The sequence below is a fragment of the Citrobacter sp. Cpo061 genome (assembly GCF_030332845.1).
Classification (GTDB): Bacteria; Pseudomonadota; Gammaproteobacteria; order Enterobacterales; family Enterobacteriaceae; genus Citrobacter; species Citrobacter portucalensis.
In genome coordinates this window covers 200,151-216,612 of record NZ_JAOWHB010000036.1, presented here as the reverse complement: position 1 = coordinate 216,612, position 16,462 = coordinate 200,151, and the positions used below count along the sequence as shown (strand labels likewise).

Annotated in this window: 14 protein-coding genes and 1 pseudogene; 9 read left to right on the top strand and 6 right to left on the bottom strand. The window is 51.4% G+C overall.

Annotation, left to right across the window (positions count from 1 at the left end):
- The first annotated feature begins 11 nt into the window (after positions 1 to 11).
- On the top strand, positions 12 to 782 hold the full coding sequence (locus tag OGX97_RS07080) for a 3-hydroxybutyrate dehydrogenase (RefSeq protein ID WP_125363648.1): 771 nt from the start codon (positions 12 to 14) through the stop codon (positions 780 to 782).
- Positions 783 to 866: 84 nt separating this feature from the next.
- Here the strand turns inward: OGX97_RS07080 and osmC are convergent, their stop codons facing one another.
- Entirely contained in the window at positions 867 to 1,298 is a 432-nt protein-coding gene (gene osmC, locus OGX97_RS07075) for a peroxiredoxin OsmC (RefSeq protein WP_003833007.1), read from the bottom strand.
- Between the two features lie 227 nt (positions 1,299 to 1,525).
- On the opposite strand from osmC, the gene sra reads away from it, so the two are divergent.
- The 5 genes from sra to OGX97_RS07050 all read left to right on the top strand — a co-directional run bounded on the left by sra (position 1,526) and on the right by OGX97_RS07050 (position 6,351).
- Positions 1,526 to 1,666: a stationary-phase-induced ribosome-associated protein gene (gene sra / locus OGX97_RS07070; RefSeq protein ID WP_003833009.1), complete on the top strand. Its 141-nt coding sequence runs from the start codon at positions 1,526 to 1,528 to the stop codon at positions 1,664 to 1,666.
- 179 nt (positions 1,667 to 1,845) lie between these two features.
- Entirely contained in the window at positions 1,846 to 3,543 is a 1,698-nt protein-coding gene (gene maeA, locus OGX97_RS07065) for a malate dehydrogenase (protein ID WP_003833011.1), read from the top strand.
- Positions 3,544 to 3,852: 309 nt separating this feature from the next.
- Positions 3,853 to 5,568, top strand: coding sequence for an ABC-F family ATP-binding cassette domain-containing protein (locus tag OGX97_RS07060; protein WP_060682195.1), 1,716 nt, complete (start codon positions 3,853 to 3,855; stop codon positions 5,566 to 5,568).
- A 220-nt stretch (positions 5,569 to 5,788) separates the two neighbouring features.
- Positions 5,789 to 6,067, top strand: coding sequence for a type II toxin-antitoxin system RelE/ParE family toxin (locus tag OGX97_RS07055; protein WP_060683726.1), 279 nt, complete (start codon positions 5,789 to 5,791; stop codon positions 6,065 to 6,067).
- Positions 6,067 to 6,351 carry a HigA family addiction module antitoxin gene (locus OGX97_RS07050; RefSeq protein WP_003833018.1) on the top strand — a complete coding sequence of 95 codons (285 nt, stop codon included), beginning with the start codon at positions 6,067 to 6,069 and terminating at the stop codon, positions 6,349 to 6,351. Before OGX97_RS07055 ends, OGX97_RS07050 begins: the two co-directional genes overlap by 1 nt.
- A 41-nt stretch (positions 6,352 to 6,392) precedes the next feature.
- Here the strand turns inward: OGX97_RS07050 and OGX97_RS07045 are convergent.
- The 4 genes and pseudogenes from OGX97_RS07045 to fdnG all read right to left on the bottom strand — a co-directional run.
- Positions 6,393 to 6,993, bottom strand: a pseudogene (locus OGX97_RS07045) (inorganic diphosphatase); the annotation flags it as partial.
- A 129-nt stretch (positions 6,994 to 7,122) separates the two neighbouring features.
- A complete protein-coding gene (gene fdnI, locus OGX97_RS07040) occupies positions 7,123 to 7,779 on the bottom strand; it encodes a formate dehydrogenase-N subunit gamma (protein ID WP_003020054.1) in 657 nt (218 codons plus the stop codon).
- Complete coding sequence (gene fdnH / locus OGX97_RS07035) at positions 7,772 to 8,656, bottom strand: formate dehydrogenase N subunit beta (RefSeq protein WP_003833024.1); 885 nt, start codon at positions 8,654 to 8,656, stop codon at positions 7,772 to 7,774. Before fdnH ends, fdnI begins: the two co-directional genes overlap by 8 nt.
- A gap of 13 nt (positions 8,657 to 8,669) precedes the next feature.
- Positions 8,670 to 11,717 carry a formate dehydrogenase-N subunit alpha gene (gene fdnG, locus OGX97_RS07030; RefSeq protein WP_095533095.1) on the bottom strand — a complete coding sequence of 1,016 codons (3,048 nt, stop codon included), beginning with the start codon at positions 11,715 to 11,717 and terminating at the stop codon, positions 8,670 to 8,672.
- Positions 11,718 to 12,005: 288 nt separating this feature from the next.
- Here fdnG and yddG point away from each other — a divergent pair, with 288 nt between their 5' ends.
- From yddG to OGX97_RS07015, 3 genes are all read left to right on the top strand, one after another.
- A complete protein-coding gene (yddG, locus tag OGX97_RS07025; RefSeq protein WP_048214181.1) occupies positions 12,006 to 12,887 on the top strand; it encodes an aromatic amino acid efflux DMT transporter YddG in 882 nt (293 codons plus the stop codon).
- Positions 12,888 to 13,347: 460 nt separating this feature from the next.
- On the top strand, positions 13,348 to 14,430 hold the full coding sequence (gene ompD, locus OGX97_RS07020; RefSeq protein WP_008784801.1) for a porin OmpD: 1,083 nt from the start codon (positions 13,348 to 13,350) through the stop codon (positions 14,428 to 14,430).
- Positions 14,431 to 14,513: 83 nt separating this feature from the next.
- A complete protein-coding gene (locus tag OGX97_RS07015; protein WP_008784802.1) occupies positions 14,514 to 14,954 on the top strand; it encodes a GFA family protein in 441 nt (146 codons plus the stop codon).
- Positions 14,955 to 14,957: 3 nt separating this feature from the next.
- Here the strand turns inward: OGX97_RS07015 and OGX97_RS07010 are convergent, their stop codons facing one another.
- Positions 14,958 to 16,442 carry an MFS transporter gene (locus tag OGX97_RS07010; RefSeq protein WP_008784803.1) on the bottom strand — a complete coding sequence of 495 codons (1,485 nt, stop codon included), beginning with the start codon at positions 16,440 to 16,442 and terminating at the stop codon, positions 14,958 to 14,960.
- Between the last annotated feature and the right edge of the window lie 20 nt (positions 16,443 to 16,462).

The following is a 16,462-nucleotide window of genomic DNA, read 5'->3' as shown; positions in this document are numbered from 1 at the left end:
GGAGAATCATCATGAACTTAACGGGAAAAACCGCCCTGGTTACCGGCTCGACCAGCGGTATCGGATTAGGTATCGCACAGGTGCTGGCGCAATCGGGCGCCACCCTGATCCTCAACGGGTTTGGTGATGTGGATGCCGCCAAAGACGCTGTTGCGCAATATGGCAAAACGCCAGGTTATCATGGAGCGGATCTGAGCGATGAAGCGCAAATTGCCGACATGATGCGCTATGCCGAGAGCGAATTCGGCGGTGTTGATATCCTGGTCAACAACGCGGGGATCCAGCATGTATCCCCGGTGGAAACCTTCCCGGTTGATAAATGGAACGCGATTATCGCCATTAATCTCTCTTCCGTTTTTCACACCACGCGTCTGGCGCTTCCTGGTATGCGCGCGCGAAACTGGGGGCGCATCATTAATATCGCTTCTGTTCACGGCCTGGTGGCCTCAAAAGAGAAATCTGCCTACGTAGCGGCGAAGCACGGCGTGGTGGGATTCACCAAGACCATCGCACTGGAAACCGCGCAGACGGGTGTCACCAGCAATGCGCTGTGTCCCGGCTGGGTGCTCACGCCGCTGGTTCAGCAGCAGATCGATAAGCGTATTGCCGAAGGCGCAGAGCCTGAGGCTGCGCGTGACGCCCTGCTGGCGGAAAAGCAGCCGTCGCGCGAATTCGTTACGCCGGAACAGTTAGGTGAGCTGGCACTATTTCTGTGTTCAGACGGTGCGGCGCAGGTGCGCGGCGTGGCGTGGAATATGGATGGCGGTTGGGTAGCGCAATAACATCATCAGGTGCCGGATAAGACTGACTTACATCCGGCACAGTCGTAGGCCGGATAAGACGCAGTCGCATCCGGCACGCCACGATTAAGACTTCAGCTGATAATCCAGCGTAATTTCCGCGTTCAGTACCTGCGATACCGGGCATCCGGCTTTTGCTTTCTGGATGATGCCGTCAAACGTGGCGGCGTCTATCCCCGGCACGCTCACCTGGCTATGCAACGCGACTTTAGTGATCGCAAACCCGGCATCTACTTTATCCAGAGAAACATCGGCAGTGGTATCAATGGCATCTGGGGTAAACCCCGCTTCACCCAGCATCAGCGAAAGTGCCATCGAGAAGCAGGCTGCATGGGCCGCGCCAATCAACTCTTCAGGATTGGTGCCTTTCTCACCTTCAAATCGTGTATTAAACCCATACGGTTGCTGATTCAACACGCCACTTTCGGTCGACACAGTGCCTTTGCCGCGCTTAATGTCGCCTTCCCAGTGTGCCTGACCTTTCTTATGGATAGTCATTACCGCTCTCCTGTGTTGTCGTCGGAGTTACTAGTATAGGACGGCTGAGAAAAAGCATGTTACATACGGGATAGTTCTCATTTGCCGCTTAAGCATTGACCTTTCAGATAAAATGACCGACCATCCAGAAAGCCGTTATGTTGAACATCGGCTTTATATCAGGTTGTATTTCGTCCGTTCTCATACGGGCTCGCCCTTGAAACCAGTAACAGGATTAAGGAGTTAGAATGAAATCGAACCGTCAGGCCCGTCATATTCTCGGACTGGACCACAAAATCTCAAATCAACGTAAAATCGTGACCGAAGGTGACAAAACCAACGTGGTCAATAATCCTACTGGAAGAAAGCGCCGCACTGACGGCAAGTAGCCTTTCGCACGTCTGACTGAGTAACGAGATAAACACCATTGCAACCGCAGTGGTGTTTTTGCTTATAAAACCCCTTAACCCATTCACAATGCTTTATACTTCGCCCGTTTCCCTGGCGGACAGGCTACATACGATCATAAAGAGCGCCAGGGACGGTTATTCAAAAAAGAGTGAGTGACATGGAAAACGAAACCAAAAAATTGCGTTCCCTTTACATCCCCTACGCTGGCCCGGTACTGCTGGAATTCCCTTTACTGAATAAAGGGAGCGCCTTCAGTGTGGAAGAACGCCGTAACTTCAACCTGCTGGGGTTACTGCCGGAAGTGGTCGAGACGATTGAGGAACAGGCTGAACGCGCCTGGATCCAATATCAGGGATTCAAAACCGAAATCGACAAACATATTTACCTGCGCAACATCCAGGACACCAACGAAACCCTGTTTTACCGACTGGTGCATAATCACCTGGATGAGATGATGCCAGTTATCTATACCCCAACGGTCGGCGCGGCCTGTGAGCGTTTCTCTGAGATTTATCGTCGCGCACGCGGCGTGTTTATCTCATATCAGAACCGCCACAATATGGACGATATCCTGCAAAACGTCCCTAACCACAATATCAAGGTCATCGTTGTCACCGATGGCGAACGTATTTTAGGTCTTGGCGATCAGGGGATCGGCGGGATGGGTATTCCAATCGGTAAACTGTCGCTGTATACCGCATGTGGCGGAATTAGCCCGGCCTATACTCTTCCGGTGGTACTGGACGTGGGGACCAACAATCAGCAACTGCTGAACGATCCGCTGTATATGGGCTGGCGCAATCCGCGTATCACTGATGATGAATACTACGAATTCGTTGATGAATTCATCCAGGCCGTGAAGCATCGCTGGCCGGATGTGCTGTTGCAGTTTGAAGATTTCGCCCAGAAAAACGCTATGCCACTGCTGACCCGTTATCGTGATGAAATTTGCTCGTTTAACGACGATATTCAGGGCACCGCGGCGGTTACTGTCGGTACGCTGATTGCGGCTAGCCGCGCGGCCGGTAGCCAGTTGAGTGAACAGAACATCGTCTTCCTCGGCGCAGGTTCCGCCGGTTGCGGGATCGCCGAGCAGATCATTGCGCAGATCCAGCGTGAAGGTTTAAGTGAAGAAGCGGCGCGTCAACGCGTATTCATGGTCGATCGCTTCGGCCTGTTAACAGACAAAATGCCGAACCTGCTCTCCTTCCAAACCAAACTGGTGCAAAAACGCGAAAATCTCCAGCATTGGGATACCCAAGAAGATGTGCTGTCGTTGCTCGATGTGGTCCGCAACGTTAAGCCGGATATCCTGATTGGCGTTTCCGGACAAACCGGCCTGTTTACCGAAGAGATCATCCGCGAAATGCACAAGCATTGTCCGCGTCCGATCGTCATGCCGTTGTCCAACCCCACTTCCCGTGTTGAAGCTACACCACAGGATATTATCGCCTGGACCGAAGGTAACGCGCTGGTTGCGACCGGTAGTCCGTTCGCACCGGTACTGTGGAAAGATAAAATTTACCCAATCGCCCAGTGTAACAACGCCTATATCTTCCCGGGTATCGGCCTGGGTGTGATTGCGTCTGGCGCATCGCGCATCACTGATGAAATGCTGATGTCGGCGAGTGAAACGCTGGCGCAGTATTCACCGCTGGTGCTCAACGGTGAAGGTCTGGTGCTACCGGAACTGAAAGATATTCAGACCGTTTCTCGCGCCATTGCCTTTGCCGTCGGTAAAATGGCTCAGCAGCAAGGTGTGGCAGTGAAAACCTCCGCCGAAGCGCTGCAACAGGCTATTGACGATAATTTCTGGCAGGCAGAATATCGCGACTACCGTCGTACCTCTATTTGACGGTTTGCCCGGCGGCACACTGCTGCCGGGCGTTCAACACTTGCGCTTTTGCGTAACTTACGATTACACTTTCACCACCGATTAACATTCTGAAAAACAAAAGGAGGATACTTATGCTGTACTGTGAACGTTTTATCGTTTCACATGCTTTTGGCGATCGCCAGTGCTCAAGCGTTATCGGTATCGTGCTGCGATAACTTCTGCTTGAGCGAAGCTAACTTCTAAATCCCCTTCTCTCGGGCTTACCGGGTTATCGTCAGCGATGTTTGACGAGGCGTTTTCACGCCTGTAACTCTTGAGTAAGCAACAATGAGCACATTACTAACCGCACAATCCTTACACGTTGATACGGCATTCGGCACGCTATTCGACGATCTTTCCTTTACCCTGAAAAAAGGCGACCGCATCGGGCTTATCGGTTACAACGGCTGCGGTAAAAGCACACTGTTAAAACTGCTCGATGGCACGATCTCGCCCACCAGTGGGGCAATCGCGCAGGCGAATCACTGCCATCTCGCGCGTGTAGAACAACATCTACCTGACGATATACTGCCGCTTACGCTGCAGGAAGCCGTTCTCGCTCAACTTCCCGAGCATGAACGCGCAGCTCAGCAGTGGCGGGTTGAAGCACTGCTTGCCGAAATGGGTTTTACACCAGAGAATTTATCTCTGACTGCGCAAACATTGAGCGGTGGCCAGCACACGCGCTTGCTATTAGCGCGGGCACTGATGCGTAATCCTGACTTGCTGCTGCTGGATGAACCGGGTAACCACCTGGATTTGCCTACATTACTGTGGCTTGAGCAGTTCTTACAGAACTGGTCTGGCAGTTTTGTGGTGGTCTCCCACGACCCGCAACTGCTGGACGCGGTGACTCATGGAACCTGGATCTTGCGCGATCGCACTCTCCATGCGTTTGATCTACCCTGTAGCGCGGCGCGTCAGGCTCTGGCAGAAAGAGATGTCAGCGATGCTCTGCGCCACAAGGCTGAGCAAAAAGAGATAGACCGGGTGACTGCCAGCGCCAAACGGCTGGCAACCTGGGGGCGGGTCTACGACAACGAAGATCTCTCCCGCAAGGCAAAGCAGATGGAAAAACAGGTACAGCGCCTGAAAGAGGTGCAAACAGAAGTAACGTCAGGAAGTCAGTGGACACTAACATTGCAGGGTGATGCCCTGCGTGCAGATCGTTTGCTGGAGATGACCAATCTGTCTGTAGCCCCTGCTCCCGGTGCAGATACACTGTTTTCCATTGCCGGTATCCGGTTAAAAAGCGGCGATCGCGTGGCGATTGTCGGGCGTAACGGTTGCGGGAAATCATCGCTGTTAAGGCTTATCTGGCAACAGTTTCAGTCACAGCTGGCATCACCTTCACTGGTGTTACACCCGCGCGTTACCCTGGGTTATTACGACCAGACGCTGCATCAGCTTGCCGATAACGATTCATTGTTTGACGCGCTGGAAGCGTTTGCCCCGCAGCCAGAGATTCGCAAGATGGCGTTGATTAGCGCGGGATTTCCGTGGGTTCGCCATGCGCAGCGAGTCAGCACGTTAAGCGGCGGTGAGCGCTCCCGGTTACTGTTTGTTGGGTTGACGCTTGCGCGCTACAGTCTGCTGATGCTCGATGAACCGACCAACCATCTGGATATGGAAGGCAAAGAGGCGCTGGCAGAAACGCTACAAAGCTATAACGGCGGCGTGTTGCTGGTCAGTCACGACCGGCAGCTTATCAGCCAAAGCTGCAACCGGTTCTGGTTAATCGACAATGGCGAACTCAGTGAATGGCACGATCTGGATGCGGTCAATGCGCGTATTCGGGAAACGTCCGCGGAGATAACCGTTCCCAAAACGGTGGCTGAAGCGAAAACTGAAATAAGCGGTGACAGCGATAGATTGCTGGAACAACTTCTCGATCTTGAGCAGCGTCTGGCCGACGATCTCGCCCGCAAGCCGAAACATCAAAAACCGTTGTTACAGGCGCAATGGCGTAAAGAGATTGAACGTCTGAACGCACAACTGGAGTAATCTTTATTGCCGGATGGCGCAAGCTTATCCGGCCTACATCAGCAAAATGCGCGTGTAGGCCAGGCATCCGGCAATTCTTGCGTGACGCTTTCCAGTTATTCCCCTTCTCCCTTTTTCTTTTTGCACATTCGCCGCACAATTTTAAATATCGCAATCTTGGTGTTGCGTTTAACGGAACATTGATGGTAGTGTTCCTCTTGAAGGAACAAGGATGATACGGATGATCATGAACTTCAGGCACAAGGGATTGCGCGATTTGTTTCTTCATGGACGAACATCAGGCGTTATTGCGAAACATGTCCGACGATTACGACACAGACTTGCCGTTATTGATGCGGCAAGCAAGGTTACAGATATCAATATGCCCGGTTATAAGCTACATCCTCTGGTGGGTGAACGCGACGGCATATGGGCAATTTCTGTTTCAGGTAACTGGCGTATTACGTTTGAATTCGTCAATGGCGACGCGTACATACTGGATTACGAGGACTATCATTGATGAAGATGGCAAATCATCCCCGTCCTGGGGATATCATTCAGGAAGCGCTGGAAGAACTCAATGTCAGCCTGCGCGAGTTTGCCAGAGCTATGGAGATTGCACCGTCAACGGCAAGTCGACTATTAACCGGGAAAGCGGCTCTGACGCCTGAGATGGCGATTAAACTCTCCGTAGTGATTGGCAGTTCACCCGAAATGTGGTTAAACCTGCAAAATACCTGGAGTCTGGCAGAGGCCCAAAAAAGCGTGGATATTTCACGTCTGCGTAAGCTGGCGGTACAGTGATATAAATGCCGGATATACTTTTGTCATCCGGCATACCATTTATTGCTGCGGTTTTCTCTCTTTCCAGGCATCCCAGGCCTGTTTGATCTCTTGCTTTGCCGTAGCGGCGTCATTGAAACCGTTTAATTCGACCTTCTTGCGCCCTTCCGGCAGATCTTTGTACACGCGGAAGAAAGATTCCAGACGTTGAACTTCAATCTTGGGCAGATCGCTCAACTCTTTGATGTCGTCATAAGTGGGGTCAATTTTACTGGCCGGAACGGCGACAATTTTGTCGTCCTTTTCACCGCCGTCGATCATCTTCAGGACGCCAATAGCGCGCAGCTTAATCAACGTTCCCGGAGCAAGCGGCGCACGGGTATAAAAAATGACGTCCAGCGGGTCACCGTCACCGGCTAAAGACTGGGTGAGTGAACCGTAGTTGGCGGGATAGGCAACCGGCATTGACTGGAAGCGATCGGCAACGATAAAACCGGTTTTGGCGTCGGTTTCATATTTAATCATTCCACCTGCCGGAATTTCGGTTACGGCATAAAACTCTTCCGGGTTGTTCTCCGGCTGAGGAAATTCGAGGATGTTCTGCGCCTGAGCTGAAGCACAAAGAAACACGCTGACTGCGAGTAATTTTTTCACCAGATGCATTGTCTTTTAACTCTTCTATTATCGGAAAGACAACACCTTACGTTCAGCAGATGACAGAAACATGACGTTTTTTTGGCAAAAAAATGGCGCTACCGATGTAGCGCCATTGCGTAGAGGGAACATCAGGGATTAGTTAACCCCTTCCTCGCTCTCTTTTTTCGCTTCTTGTCTTTCAACTTCGCGATACCAACGTGGGTGATGTTTCTTCGCCCAACGACGGCTCACCTTCCCTTCGACCATACCTTTAATCGATCCTTTCACCCAGAATGCCATATACATATGGATGAGGATGGCGTGCATCAGGATAATCCCCGCAGCCGCATGGATCAGCAGGCTATAGCGCACGACCTGCATCGGGAAGAACTGCGCAAAGTACGGACGCCAGATAATGATACCGGTAATCAGCAGCACGAAAATCATGCTCATAATCGACCAGAACATCATTTTCTGCCCGGCGTTGTATTTGCCCACATCCGCCACTTTGTGTTCATTGCCTTTCAGTACTTCCACAATGTTTTTCAGCCACGGAATATCTTTCTTATCCGGGATGTTGTGGTGCACAAAGCGTACAAACATGAACATCAGCGCCACGAAGATCAGTATGCCGAAGAACGGGTGTAAAATGCGTCCCATCTGCGGCGTACCGAAGGTTTGCGTCAGCCATTGCAGAGTCGGGAAGAAAAATGAAATCCCCGACAGCGCTACCAGGAAGAAGCAGATCACCACCGTCCAGTGACAGGCGCGGTCGATAAACTTCGTGCGCACAATCATTTTCGACTTACTCATGATGATCCTCCTCGTCGTCGTCCACTTCCTTATTCGGACCAATACCAATGTAGTGGTAAATCAGTCCGGCGAAGGTGGCGATAAATCCGGCAGCGGCCAGCGGCTTCAGCGCCCCTTTCCACAGATTGATAGAGGTATCTATCTGCGGGTCTTTTGGCAGACCGTGATACAGTTCAGGCTGGTTGGCATGATGCAGAACGTACATGACGTGCGTGCCGCCCACACCTTCCGGGTTGTAGAGACCGGCATGTTCAAAACCGCGAGCTTTCAGTTTTGCCACACGCTGTTCGCCCATTTCCAGCATTTCCTGCTTGGTGCCGAAATGTATTGCCCCGGTCGGACACGTTTTCACGCAGGCAGGTTCCTGCCCGACGCTGACGCGGTCCACACACAGCGTACATTTATACACCCGGTTATCCTCTTTATTGAGGCGCGGAATATTAAATGGACACCCGGCAATACAGTAGCCGCAGCCAATGCAGTGCTCTGACTGGAAATCGACAATCCCGTTGGCGTACTGGATGATGGCCCCGGCAGACGGGCACGCCTTCAGGCAGCCCGGATCTTCACAGTGCATACAGCCGTCTTTACGAATCAACCACTCCAGCTTGCCGTTCTGTTCGGTTTCGGTAAATCGCATCACCGTCCAGGACTTGGCGCTGAGATCGGCGGGGTTGTCATAAACCCCGACGCAGTGGCCAACTTCATCGCGGATATCGTTCCACTCTGAGCATGCCACCTGACAGGCCTTACAGCCTATGCAGGTGGAAACGTCGATCAGCTTCGCGACTTCTGCTTTGTAATCACGGGCCTGAGGCGGCGGCGTGATGGAGTTTGTTGCGGACCGTTTGATGATGTCCTGCGTTTCCATAGACATATGTTCGCCTCCCTTACGCCTTCTCGATGTTAACTAAAAACGCTTTGTATTCCGGCGTTTGCGAGTTTGCATCACCGACATTCGGCGTCAGGGTGTTGGCGATAAAGCCTTTACGCGCGACTCCTTCAAAGCCCCAGTGGATTGGGATCCCAACCGTTTCTACCTGCTGACCGTTGACGTTCAGGGTACGCAGACGACGAGTGACCACGGCAACTGCGCGAATAAATCCACGTTTGCTGCTGACTTTCACGTGATCGCCGTTGTTGATCCCCTTCGCTGCCGCCAGCGTTTCGCTGATTTCCACAAACTGCTCCGGCTGGGCAATCGCATTCAACAATGCGTGCTTGGTCCAGGTATGGAAATGTTCGGTCAGACGATAGGTCGTCCCGACGTACGGGAAGTCCTGTTTCGTGCCCATACGGAGTTTATCCGCTTCGTACAGACGCGCTGCCGGGTTGGAGATCACATTCGGGTGCAGCGGGTTAGTGCCCAGCGGCGTTTCCATCGGCTCGTAGTGTTCCGGGAACGGACCTTCCGCCATCTTATCGATAGCAAACAGACGCCCCAGCCCTTCCGGTTGCATGATAAACGGATTGGTGCCACTGCCCGGTGCCGCGGTATTGAAGTCCGGGATATCGTTCCCCGTCCACTTCGTACCGTTCCACTGGATAAGCATGCGTTTTGGATCCCACGGTTTACCCTGCGGATCCGCCGAAGCGCGGTTATACAGCACGCGACGGTTCAGCGGCCATGCCCAGGCCCAGCCCAGCGTATTCCCGAGACCTGACGGGTCGGCGTTATCGCGATTGGCCATCTGGTTGCCCTGCTCGGTCCAGCTACCGGTATAAATCCAGCAGGATGATGACGTAGAACCATCATCGCGCAGCAGCGCAAAGCTGTTGAGCAACTGACCTTTCTTCGCAACCAGCACGCCGTTGGCATCATAGAGATCTTCCAGCGCATAGCCGTTGTTCTCTTTCGCCACTTCTTCGGAGTGCGGTTCGTCCGGCTGCTTATAGTTCCAGCTCATTTTCAGAACGGGTTCTACAGCTTTACCGCCTTCAGTGCGATACATGTCGCGCAGACGGTGGTAAATACCGGCCAGGATTTCTCCGTCGTTGCGGGCTTCGCCAGGGGCATCCTGACCTTTCCAGTGCCACTGCAGCCAGCGGCCGGAGTTGGCGATGGAACCGTCTTCTTCTGCAAAGCAGGTAGAAGGCAAACGGAAGACTTCGGTCTGAATCGACGCCGGATCAACGTCGTTTGATTCACCGTGGTTCTGCCAGAACGTTGAGGTTTCGGTCACCAACGGATCGATAACCACCAGATACTTCAGTTTGCTGAGGCTCTGCACCACTTTGTTTTTGTCCGGGAAGGACGCAACAGGGTTAAAGCCCTGACAGATGTAGCCGGTGACTTTCCCGCTATCCATCATGTTGAAGTATTTAATGACGTCGTAGGACTGATCCCACTTCGGCAGCCACTCAAAGCCCCAGTCATTTTCTTTCTGCGCTGCATTGCCGTAGAAAGATTTCATCAGGCTGACGAAGAACTTCGGATAGTTGCCCCAGTAGTTAACCTGATCGGCCAATGTCGCTTTTGGCGTGTTTGCGGCCAGATAGGTTTGCAGGTCTGTCTGTTTCTCTGACGGCAGCGTCAGGTAGCCCGGCAGGCTGGTAGAGAGCAGACCTAAGTCGGTTAACCCTTGAATGTTGGAGTGGCCGCGCAAGGCGTTGACACCGCCACCTGCCATCCCCATGTTGCCGAGCAGCAACTGGATCATCGCCATGGTGCGGATGTTCTGTGCCCCGACGGTATGCTGAGTCCAACCCAGCGCGTACAGGAACGTGGTGGTGCGATCGGCTGCACTGGTGGAAGCCAGCACTTCGCAGACTTTCAGGAAGTCTTCTTTCGGCGTACCACAAATGTTTTCCACCACATCCGGCGTGTAGCGGGAAACGTGCTGTTTTAGCAGGTTCCAGACACAGCGAGGATGGCTTAACGTTTCATCACGTTTCGCGTAGCCGTTTTCATCGAACTGGTAGTTCCAGGATGATTTATCGTATTGGCGTTTTTTCGCATCGTACCCGCTGAACAGACCGTCTTCAAAAGCATAGTCATCCCGTACCAGCAGGCTGGCGTTGGTGTAATGCTTAACGTATTCAGCGTTAATTTTGTTGTTTTCAATCAGGTACAGCAAGACGCCGGACAAGAACGTAATGTCCGTGCCGGAACGAATTGGCGCATAGATATCCGCCACCGAAGCTGTACGTGTAAAACGAGGGTCAACAACAATCAGCGTGGCATCATTGTTGTTTTTGGCTTCCATCGCCCAGCGGAATCCCACCGGATGTGCTTCAGCGGCGTTACCGCCCATCACCATCACGACGTTAGCGTTTTTAATATCAACCCAGTGGTTGGTCATCGCACCGCGACCAAATGTTGGAGCAAGACTTGCTACCGTTGGTCCGTGTCAGACGCGCGCCTGGTTGTCTACTGCCAGCATGCCGAGTGAGCGCACAAATTTTTGCGTCAGCATGCCGGTTTCATTACTTGCCGCAGATGCACACAGCATCCCGGTTGAAAGCCAGCGGTTTACCGTTACGCCCTGCTCATTCTTCTCAATAAAGTTAGCGTCACGGTCAGTTTTCATCAGCTTCGCGATACGGGTAAATGCTTCATCCCAGCTGATACGCTGCCATTTGTCGGAACCTGGTGCACGGTATTCCGGGTAACGCAGACGGTTTTCACTGTGCACGTAATCCAGTAATCCTGCGCCCTTAGGGCATAATGCCCCACGGCTCACCGGATGATCCGGATCCCCTTCAATATGGTAAATCGACTCTTTGGCGTTTTTTGCTCCATCTCCCAGGCTATACATTAATAGCCCGCAACCTACGGAACAGTATGTGCAGGTGTTTCGGATCTCTTTGGCGCGTAACAGCTTATAGTTTCGCGCCTGAGCCAGTGCCATTTTGGGTGCAAAACCCAGAGCAGCTACTGTTGTTCCCGCCATACCGCCCGCGCAGATTTTAAAAAATTGTCTGCGGCTGACGTCCATTGCTTTCCTCTTTTTTGCAGGGATTCGTACAGGACATCTCTCAAATCGCGCCAGCGCGGCATAATTGAAAGATGACATGTACAACTTCGCGACGAAACTATCAGCTATATCCATATTTTTTTTGCGTCAAATCAATAACGAAACGGTTCCGCTACTAAATAGTGCACTTTGTTTAACCTTTGTACCCATAAAGGGGTAGGTGAAAGGTAATTAGTTAGCGCGCTACGGTGTAAAAGTGCTATAAATTTCAGCTTGAATTTTTGCCAGCACCATGGACAGACAATCAGAATGACAAAACAAAAAGCGACGTTAATTGGGCTCATTGCCATCGTGCTCTGGAGCACAATGGTCGGGCTAATGCGTGGGGTAAGTGAAGGACTGGGTCCTGCGGGTGGCGCAGCAATGATTTTTTCGTTAAGTGGCCTGTTGCTGATTTTTACCGTTGGATTTCCGAATATCAGAAAAATTCCTGTGCGTTATTTAATCGCCGGTAGCGTGCTTTTTGTTACCTATGAAATATGTTTAGCGCTGGCTCTCGGTTATGCGGCTACTCGTCACCAGGCTATTGAAGTCGGTATGGTCAATTATCTCTGGCCGAGTCTGACGATATTGTTTGCTATTTTATTTAATGGTCAAAAAACAACCTGGCTGGTAATCCCTGGATTAATTATCGCATTGACCGGGGTTTGTTGGGTATTGGGTGGCGAAAATGGCCTTAATCCTGGTGAAATTATAAACAACGTTGCCAGCAGCCCGCTGAGCTATTTCCTCGCCTTTCTTGGCGCATTTATCTGGGCAACGTATTGCACGGTGACCAATAAATACGCAAAAGGCTTTAACGGTATTACCGTATTCGTTTTACTAACGGCTGCAAGTTTGTGGGTTTACTATTTTATGACTCCGCAACCAGAAATGAATTTCAGCACTTCGGTGACTATTAAAATGTTCTCAGCGGCATTAACGTTAGGATTTGCCTATGCGGCGTGGAATATTGGCATTTTGCATGGCAACGTGACCATCATGGCCGTAGGTTCCTATTTTACCCCAGTGCTATCCTCTGCTCTGGCTGCTGTGTTACTCAGCGCCCCGTTGTCGCTATCTTTCTGGCAGGGTGCATTGATGGTTTGTGCGGGTTCGCTACTTTGCTGGTTGGCAACACGCCGCGCCTGAAAAAAATCCGGGTTTTATCGCGTAAATCTAAAACCCGGCTACACTGTAATCAAATTAATGAATAATAAATGTTCATTCCACTTGTGGTTTATGTTTATTTTTGTTTAATTTAATGTTAAATAATTGGTGATTAATTAACTCCCGAAAATATTGCATGCTTATCTATATTCCTCAGTATGTATATATTATACCTGCGTGACTAACGCCATTTAAACCATAGACGGCACAATAGTCCCCTACGTAAATATACCCATTCAGATTTGTCACATATAAAGATTAATACAATCAGCTATATTATGTAGATCTGGATCACACAAATTCAAATATTTCGCAATATTATGAAACTTATTATTGAACTTATACCACTGCGTCATTTAAAAATAGTTTGCCATTGACGAACCCCTTCGTTTAGCAATGGTTTAGGAAACACACCAAGAAAAAATTATAAGGATTATTTAGAATGAAACTTAAATTAGTTGCAGTGGCAGTGACTAGCCTGTTGGCGGCAGGTGCGGTAAACGCAGCTGAGGTATATAACAAAGACGCAAACAAACTGGATATCTACGGTAAAGTTCACGCTCAGCATTACTTCTCTGACGACACCAGCAGCGATGGCGACAAAACCTACGCGCGTCTGGGCTTCAAAGGCGAAACTCAGATCAATGACCAGCTGGTTGGTTTTGGTCAGTGGGAATACGAATTCAAAGGCAACCGTTCCGAAAGCCAGGGTTCCGAAGCAGACAAAACCCGTCTGGCATTCGCTGGCCTGAAATTCGCTGAATACGGTTCTTTCGACTACGGTCGTAACTACGGCGTAGCTTACGACATCGGCGCATGGACCGACGTCCTGCCTGAGTTCGGTGGTGATACCTGGACCCAGACCGACGTATTCATGACCCAGCGTGCTACCGGCGTTGCTACCTACCGCAACACCGATTTCTTCGGTCTGGTTGAAGGTCTGAACTTTGCCGCTCAGTACCAGGGCAAAAACGATCGTACCGATGAAGTTGAAGCGAACGGTGATGGTTTCGGTCTGTCTACTACCTATGAATACGAAGGTTTCGGCGTTGGTGCTACCTATGCGAAATCTGACCGTACCGATCGTCAAGTGCGCAACGGCACCAATGGTCTTTACGCTTCAGGTCAGAATGCGGAAGTGTGGGCTGCTGGTCTGAAGTATGATGCGAACAACATCTACCTGGCGACCACCTACTCCGAAACCCGCAATATGACCACATTCGGTAAAATCGACGGTATTGCTAACAAAACTCAGAACTTTGAAGCTGTTGCACAGTACCAGTTCGACTTCGGCCTGCGTCCGTCCATCGCTTACCTGAAATCCAAAGGTAAAGATCTGGGTGCATACGGCGACCAGGATCTGGTTGAATACGTAGACTTGGGTGCTACCTACTACTTCAACAAAAACATGTCCACCTTCGTTGATTACAAAATCAACCTGCTGGATGACACTAACTTCACTAAAAATGTTGCGCAGATCAGCACTGACAACATCGTGGCTGTTGGTCTGAACTACCAGTTCTAATTTTGTTGTAGTCTGAATACAAAGCCAGTCCTTCAAGGGCTGGCTTTTTCTCTTAATGTAGACTCGGTCATAAGGAGTATGCCGTGCAGACATTCACTGGTCGTTGTCTTTGCGGACAGAGTCATTTTACCGTTGACGTCGAAATGCTGGATGTCTATGCCTGCCACTGTACGCTGTGTCAGAAATGGTCAGGCGGCATCGCCATGTATCTGGAAGCCAGCACTCACCCGCTGATGTCGCCAGAATCGGCAGAACCTTCGCACTTTCCTTCTTCAAATCGTGGTGAACGGTTCTTCTGTTCCGGCTGCGGATGCCCACTGTGGTTTACGTTGACGGACAGCGATCGCTACTTTATTCCGTGGACACTTCTGGAACTTAATGAGGTAGATCGCCGCCGCCTGATATTAGCGGCAGAAATCTATACGGAAACACAGCCTGCGTTCTGGAGATTGACGGGGCAATACGCTCGACTGAGTGGGAAAGAAGTCGAAGAGATGGATTACCCCTGTCATTTAGCTCACTAGTTATTAACGTTGTACCTTTGCCAGACTGAACCACATTCCTATCGCTAATATGATAAGCATGCTGCCGGCGCTGCTTAAGGCCACGCTATGTGACCAGGTGAACGCTTCTCTGGCAGCCGTCAGCAATGCCTCACTCAGTGACGACGGGAGCGAGTGCGCCAGTTGTACCGCCTCCCCCATTGACGATGTGGCTCGTTCTACTTCCTGCGGATTAAGTCCGGCTGGCGGCAGAATCGATGCAGAAAAGCTACGGCTCAGCAGTAAGCCAAAGATAGCGATCCCAAGTCCTGCCCCCAGTTCATAAGCCATTGTCTCAATGGCGCCAGCGGCCGCGGCTTTTTCCGCCGGCGCTGCTGCCATGATAGCCGCCGTTGAAGCCAGGAGCGCACTGGCGGCGCTGAAACCGAGCAAAGCCATCAAAATCCAGGCTTGTACCTGTTGGCTACTGAAATCCGTCATCGCCAGGCCGTAAAAACTGACGGCGCTCAGTGCCATGCCCGCCGTTGCCACACAACGTAATCCAAGGCGTGAAACCAACATACCGGCAATCGGTCCGCTGAAACCACTTGCCAGCATCACAGGCAGCATGAACAATCCAGCCTGATATGGTGTTAAACCGTGAACAAACTGTAGTTCCTGAGCCATCAGCAACTCAAAACCCACCAGCGTTATCATCGCGGTCATCGCCATCACTACACCGCTCAAGATAATGCGATGCGTGAACAGACGCATATCAATCATCGGGCGGGCTGCCGCAAGCTGGATACGGACAAACTGCCACAACAGTAAAGCGCCGGTTAACAGCGTCAGGGCGATGGCAACGGTCGCCGTATGCCCTTTCAGCGCGGTTTTAGCGCTGTAAACCAACAGCAGAATGGCAACAATCAGCATGATCGCATGACCAAAATTTAACGATTGATCGCGACGTCCGGCCTGGCGTGGCACTAAGCGTGCGGTTAAGGCCATTACCACCAGGACAATTGGCACATTAATTAAGAATACGGACCCCCAGTAGAAGTGCTCCAGCAGCATCCCGCCAACCAGTGGGCCAAACGCCGCACCGCCGGAACCGACCGCCGCCCAGACGCCGAGAGCCATATTTCGATGCCGTTGCTCAGAGAACGTGGCGCGAATACCCGCCAGCGTTGCCGGAACAATCATCGCCGCGCCAATCGCCAATACCGCCCGGGTGGCAATCAGCCAGCTTGCGCTATGAGCAAAAGCGGCCGCCAGCGATGCGAGACCAAATAATCCACCGCCTAACAGCAGCAGACGTTTAAAGCCGATGCGATCCCCCAGCGCACCCATTGGCAATACCATTCCGGCCATTACCAGGGAATAAATATCAATGATCCACAGCAGCTCGTTACCACTGGCACCCAGCGTCATACTCAGCGTGGGCGCGGCAACGTGCAGCACCGTTGCATCAATCGCAACAGGGATGTAGACCAGCACAATAATGACTAACGTTAACCACTGACGAAACATAAAACTCCCTAACGAAACCA

Excerpts from the sequence above, each read along its gene's own strand:
- maeA (WP_003833011.1), top strand. The coding sequence starts at position 1,846 with ATGGAAAACGAAACCAAAAAATTGCGTTCCCTTTACATCCCCTACGCT.
- yddG (WP_048214181.1), top strand. The coding sequence starts at position 12,006 with ATGACAAAACAAAAAGCGACGTTAATTGGGCTCATTGCCATCGTGCTC.
- fdnH (WP_003833024.1), bottom strand. The coding sequence starts at position 8,656 with ATGTCTATGGAAACGCAGGACATCATCAAACGGTCCGCAACAAACTCC.
- OGX97_RS07055 (WP_060683726.1), top strand. The coding sequence starts at position 5,789 with ATGATCATGAACTTCAGGCACAAGGGATTGCGCGATTTGTTTCTTCAT.
- ompD (WP_008784801.1), top strand. The coding sequence starts at position 13,348 with ATGAAACTTAAATTAGTTGCAGTGGCAGTGACTAGCCTGTTGGCGGCA.
- OGX97_RS07050 (WP_003833018.1), top strand. The coding sequence starts at position 6,067 with ATGAAGATGGCAAATCATCCCCGTCCTGGGGATATCATTCAGGAAGCG.
- OGX97_RS07010 (WP_008784803.1), bottom strand. The coding sequence starts at position 16,442 with ATGTTTCGTCAGTGGTTAACGTTAGTCATTATTGTGCTGGTCTACATC.
- OGX97_RS07060 (WP_060682195.1), top strand. The coding sequence starts at position 3,853 with ATGAGCACATTACTAACCGCACAATCCTTACACGTTGATACGGCATTC.
- sra (WP_003833009.1), top strand. The coding sequence starts at position 1,526 with ATGAAATCGAACCGTCAGGCCCGTCATATTCTCGGACTGGACCACAAA.
- OGX97_RS07080 (WP_125363648.1), top strand. The coding sequence starts at position 12 with ATGAACTTAACGGGAAAAACCGCCCTGGTTACCGGCTCGACCAGCGGT.
- osmC (WP_003833007.1), bottom strand. The coding sequence starts at position 1,298 with ATGACTATCCATAAGAAAGGTCAGGCACACTGGGAAGGCGACATTAAG.
- fdnI (WP_003020054.1), bottom strand. The coding sequence starts at position 7,779 with ATGAGTAAGTCGAAAATGATTGTGCGCACGAAGTTTATCGACCGCGCC.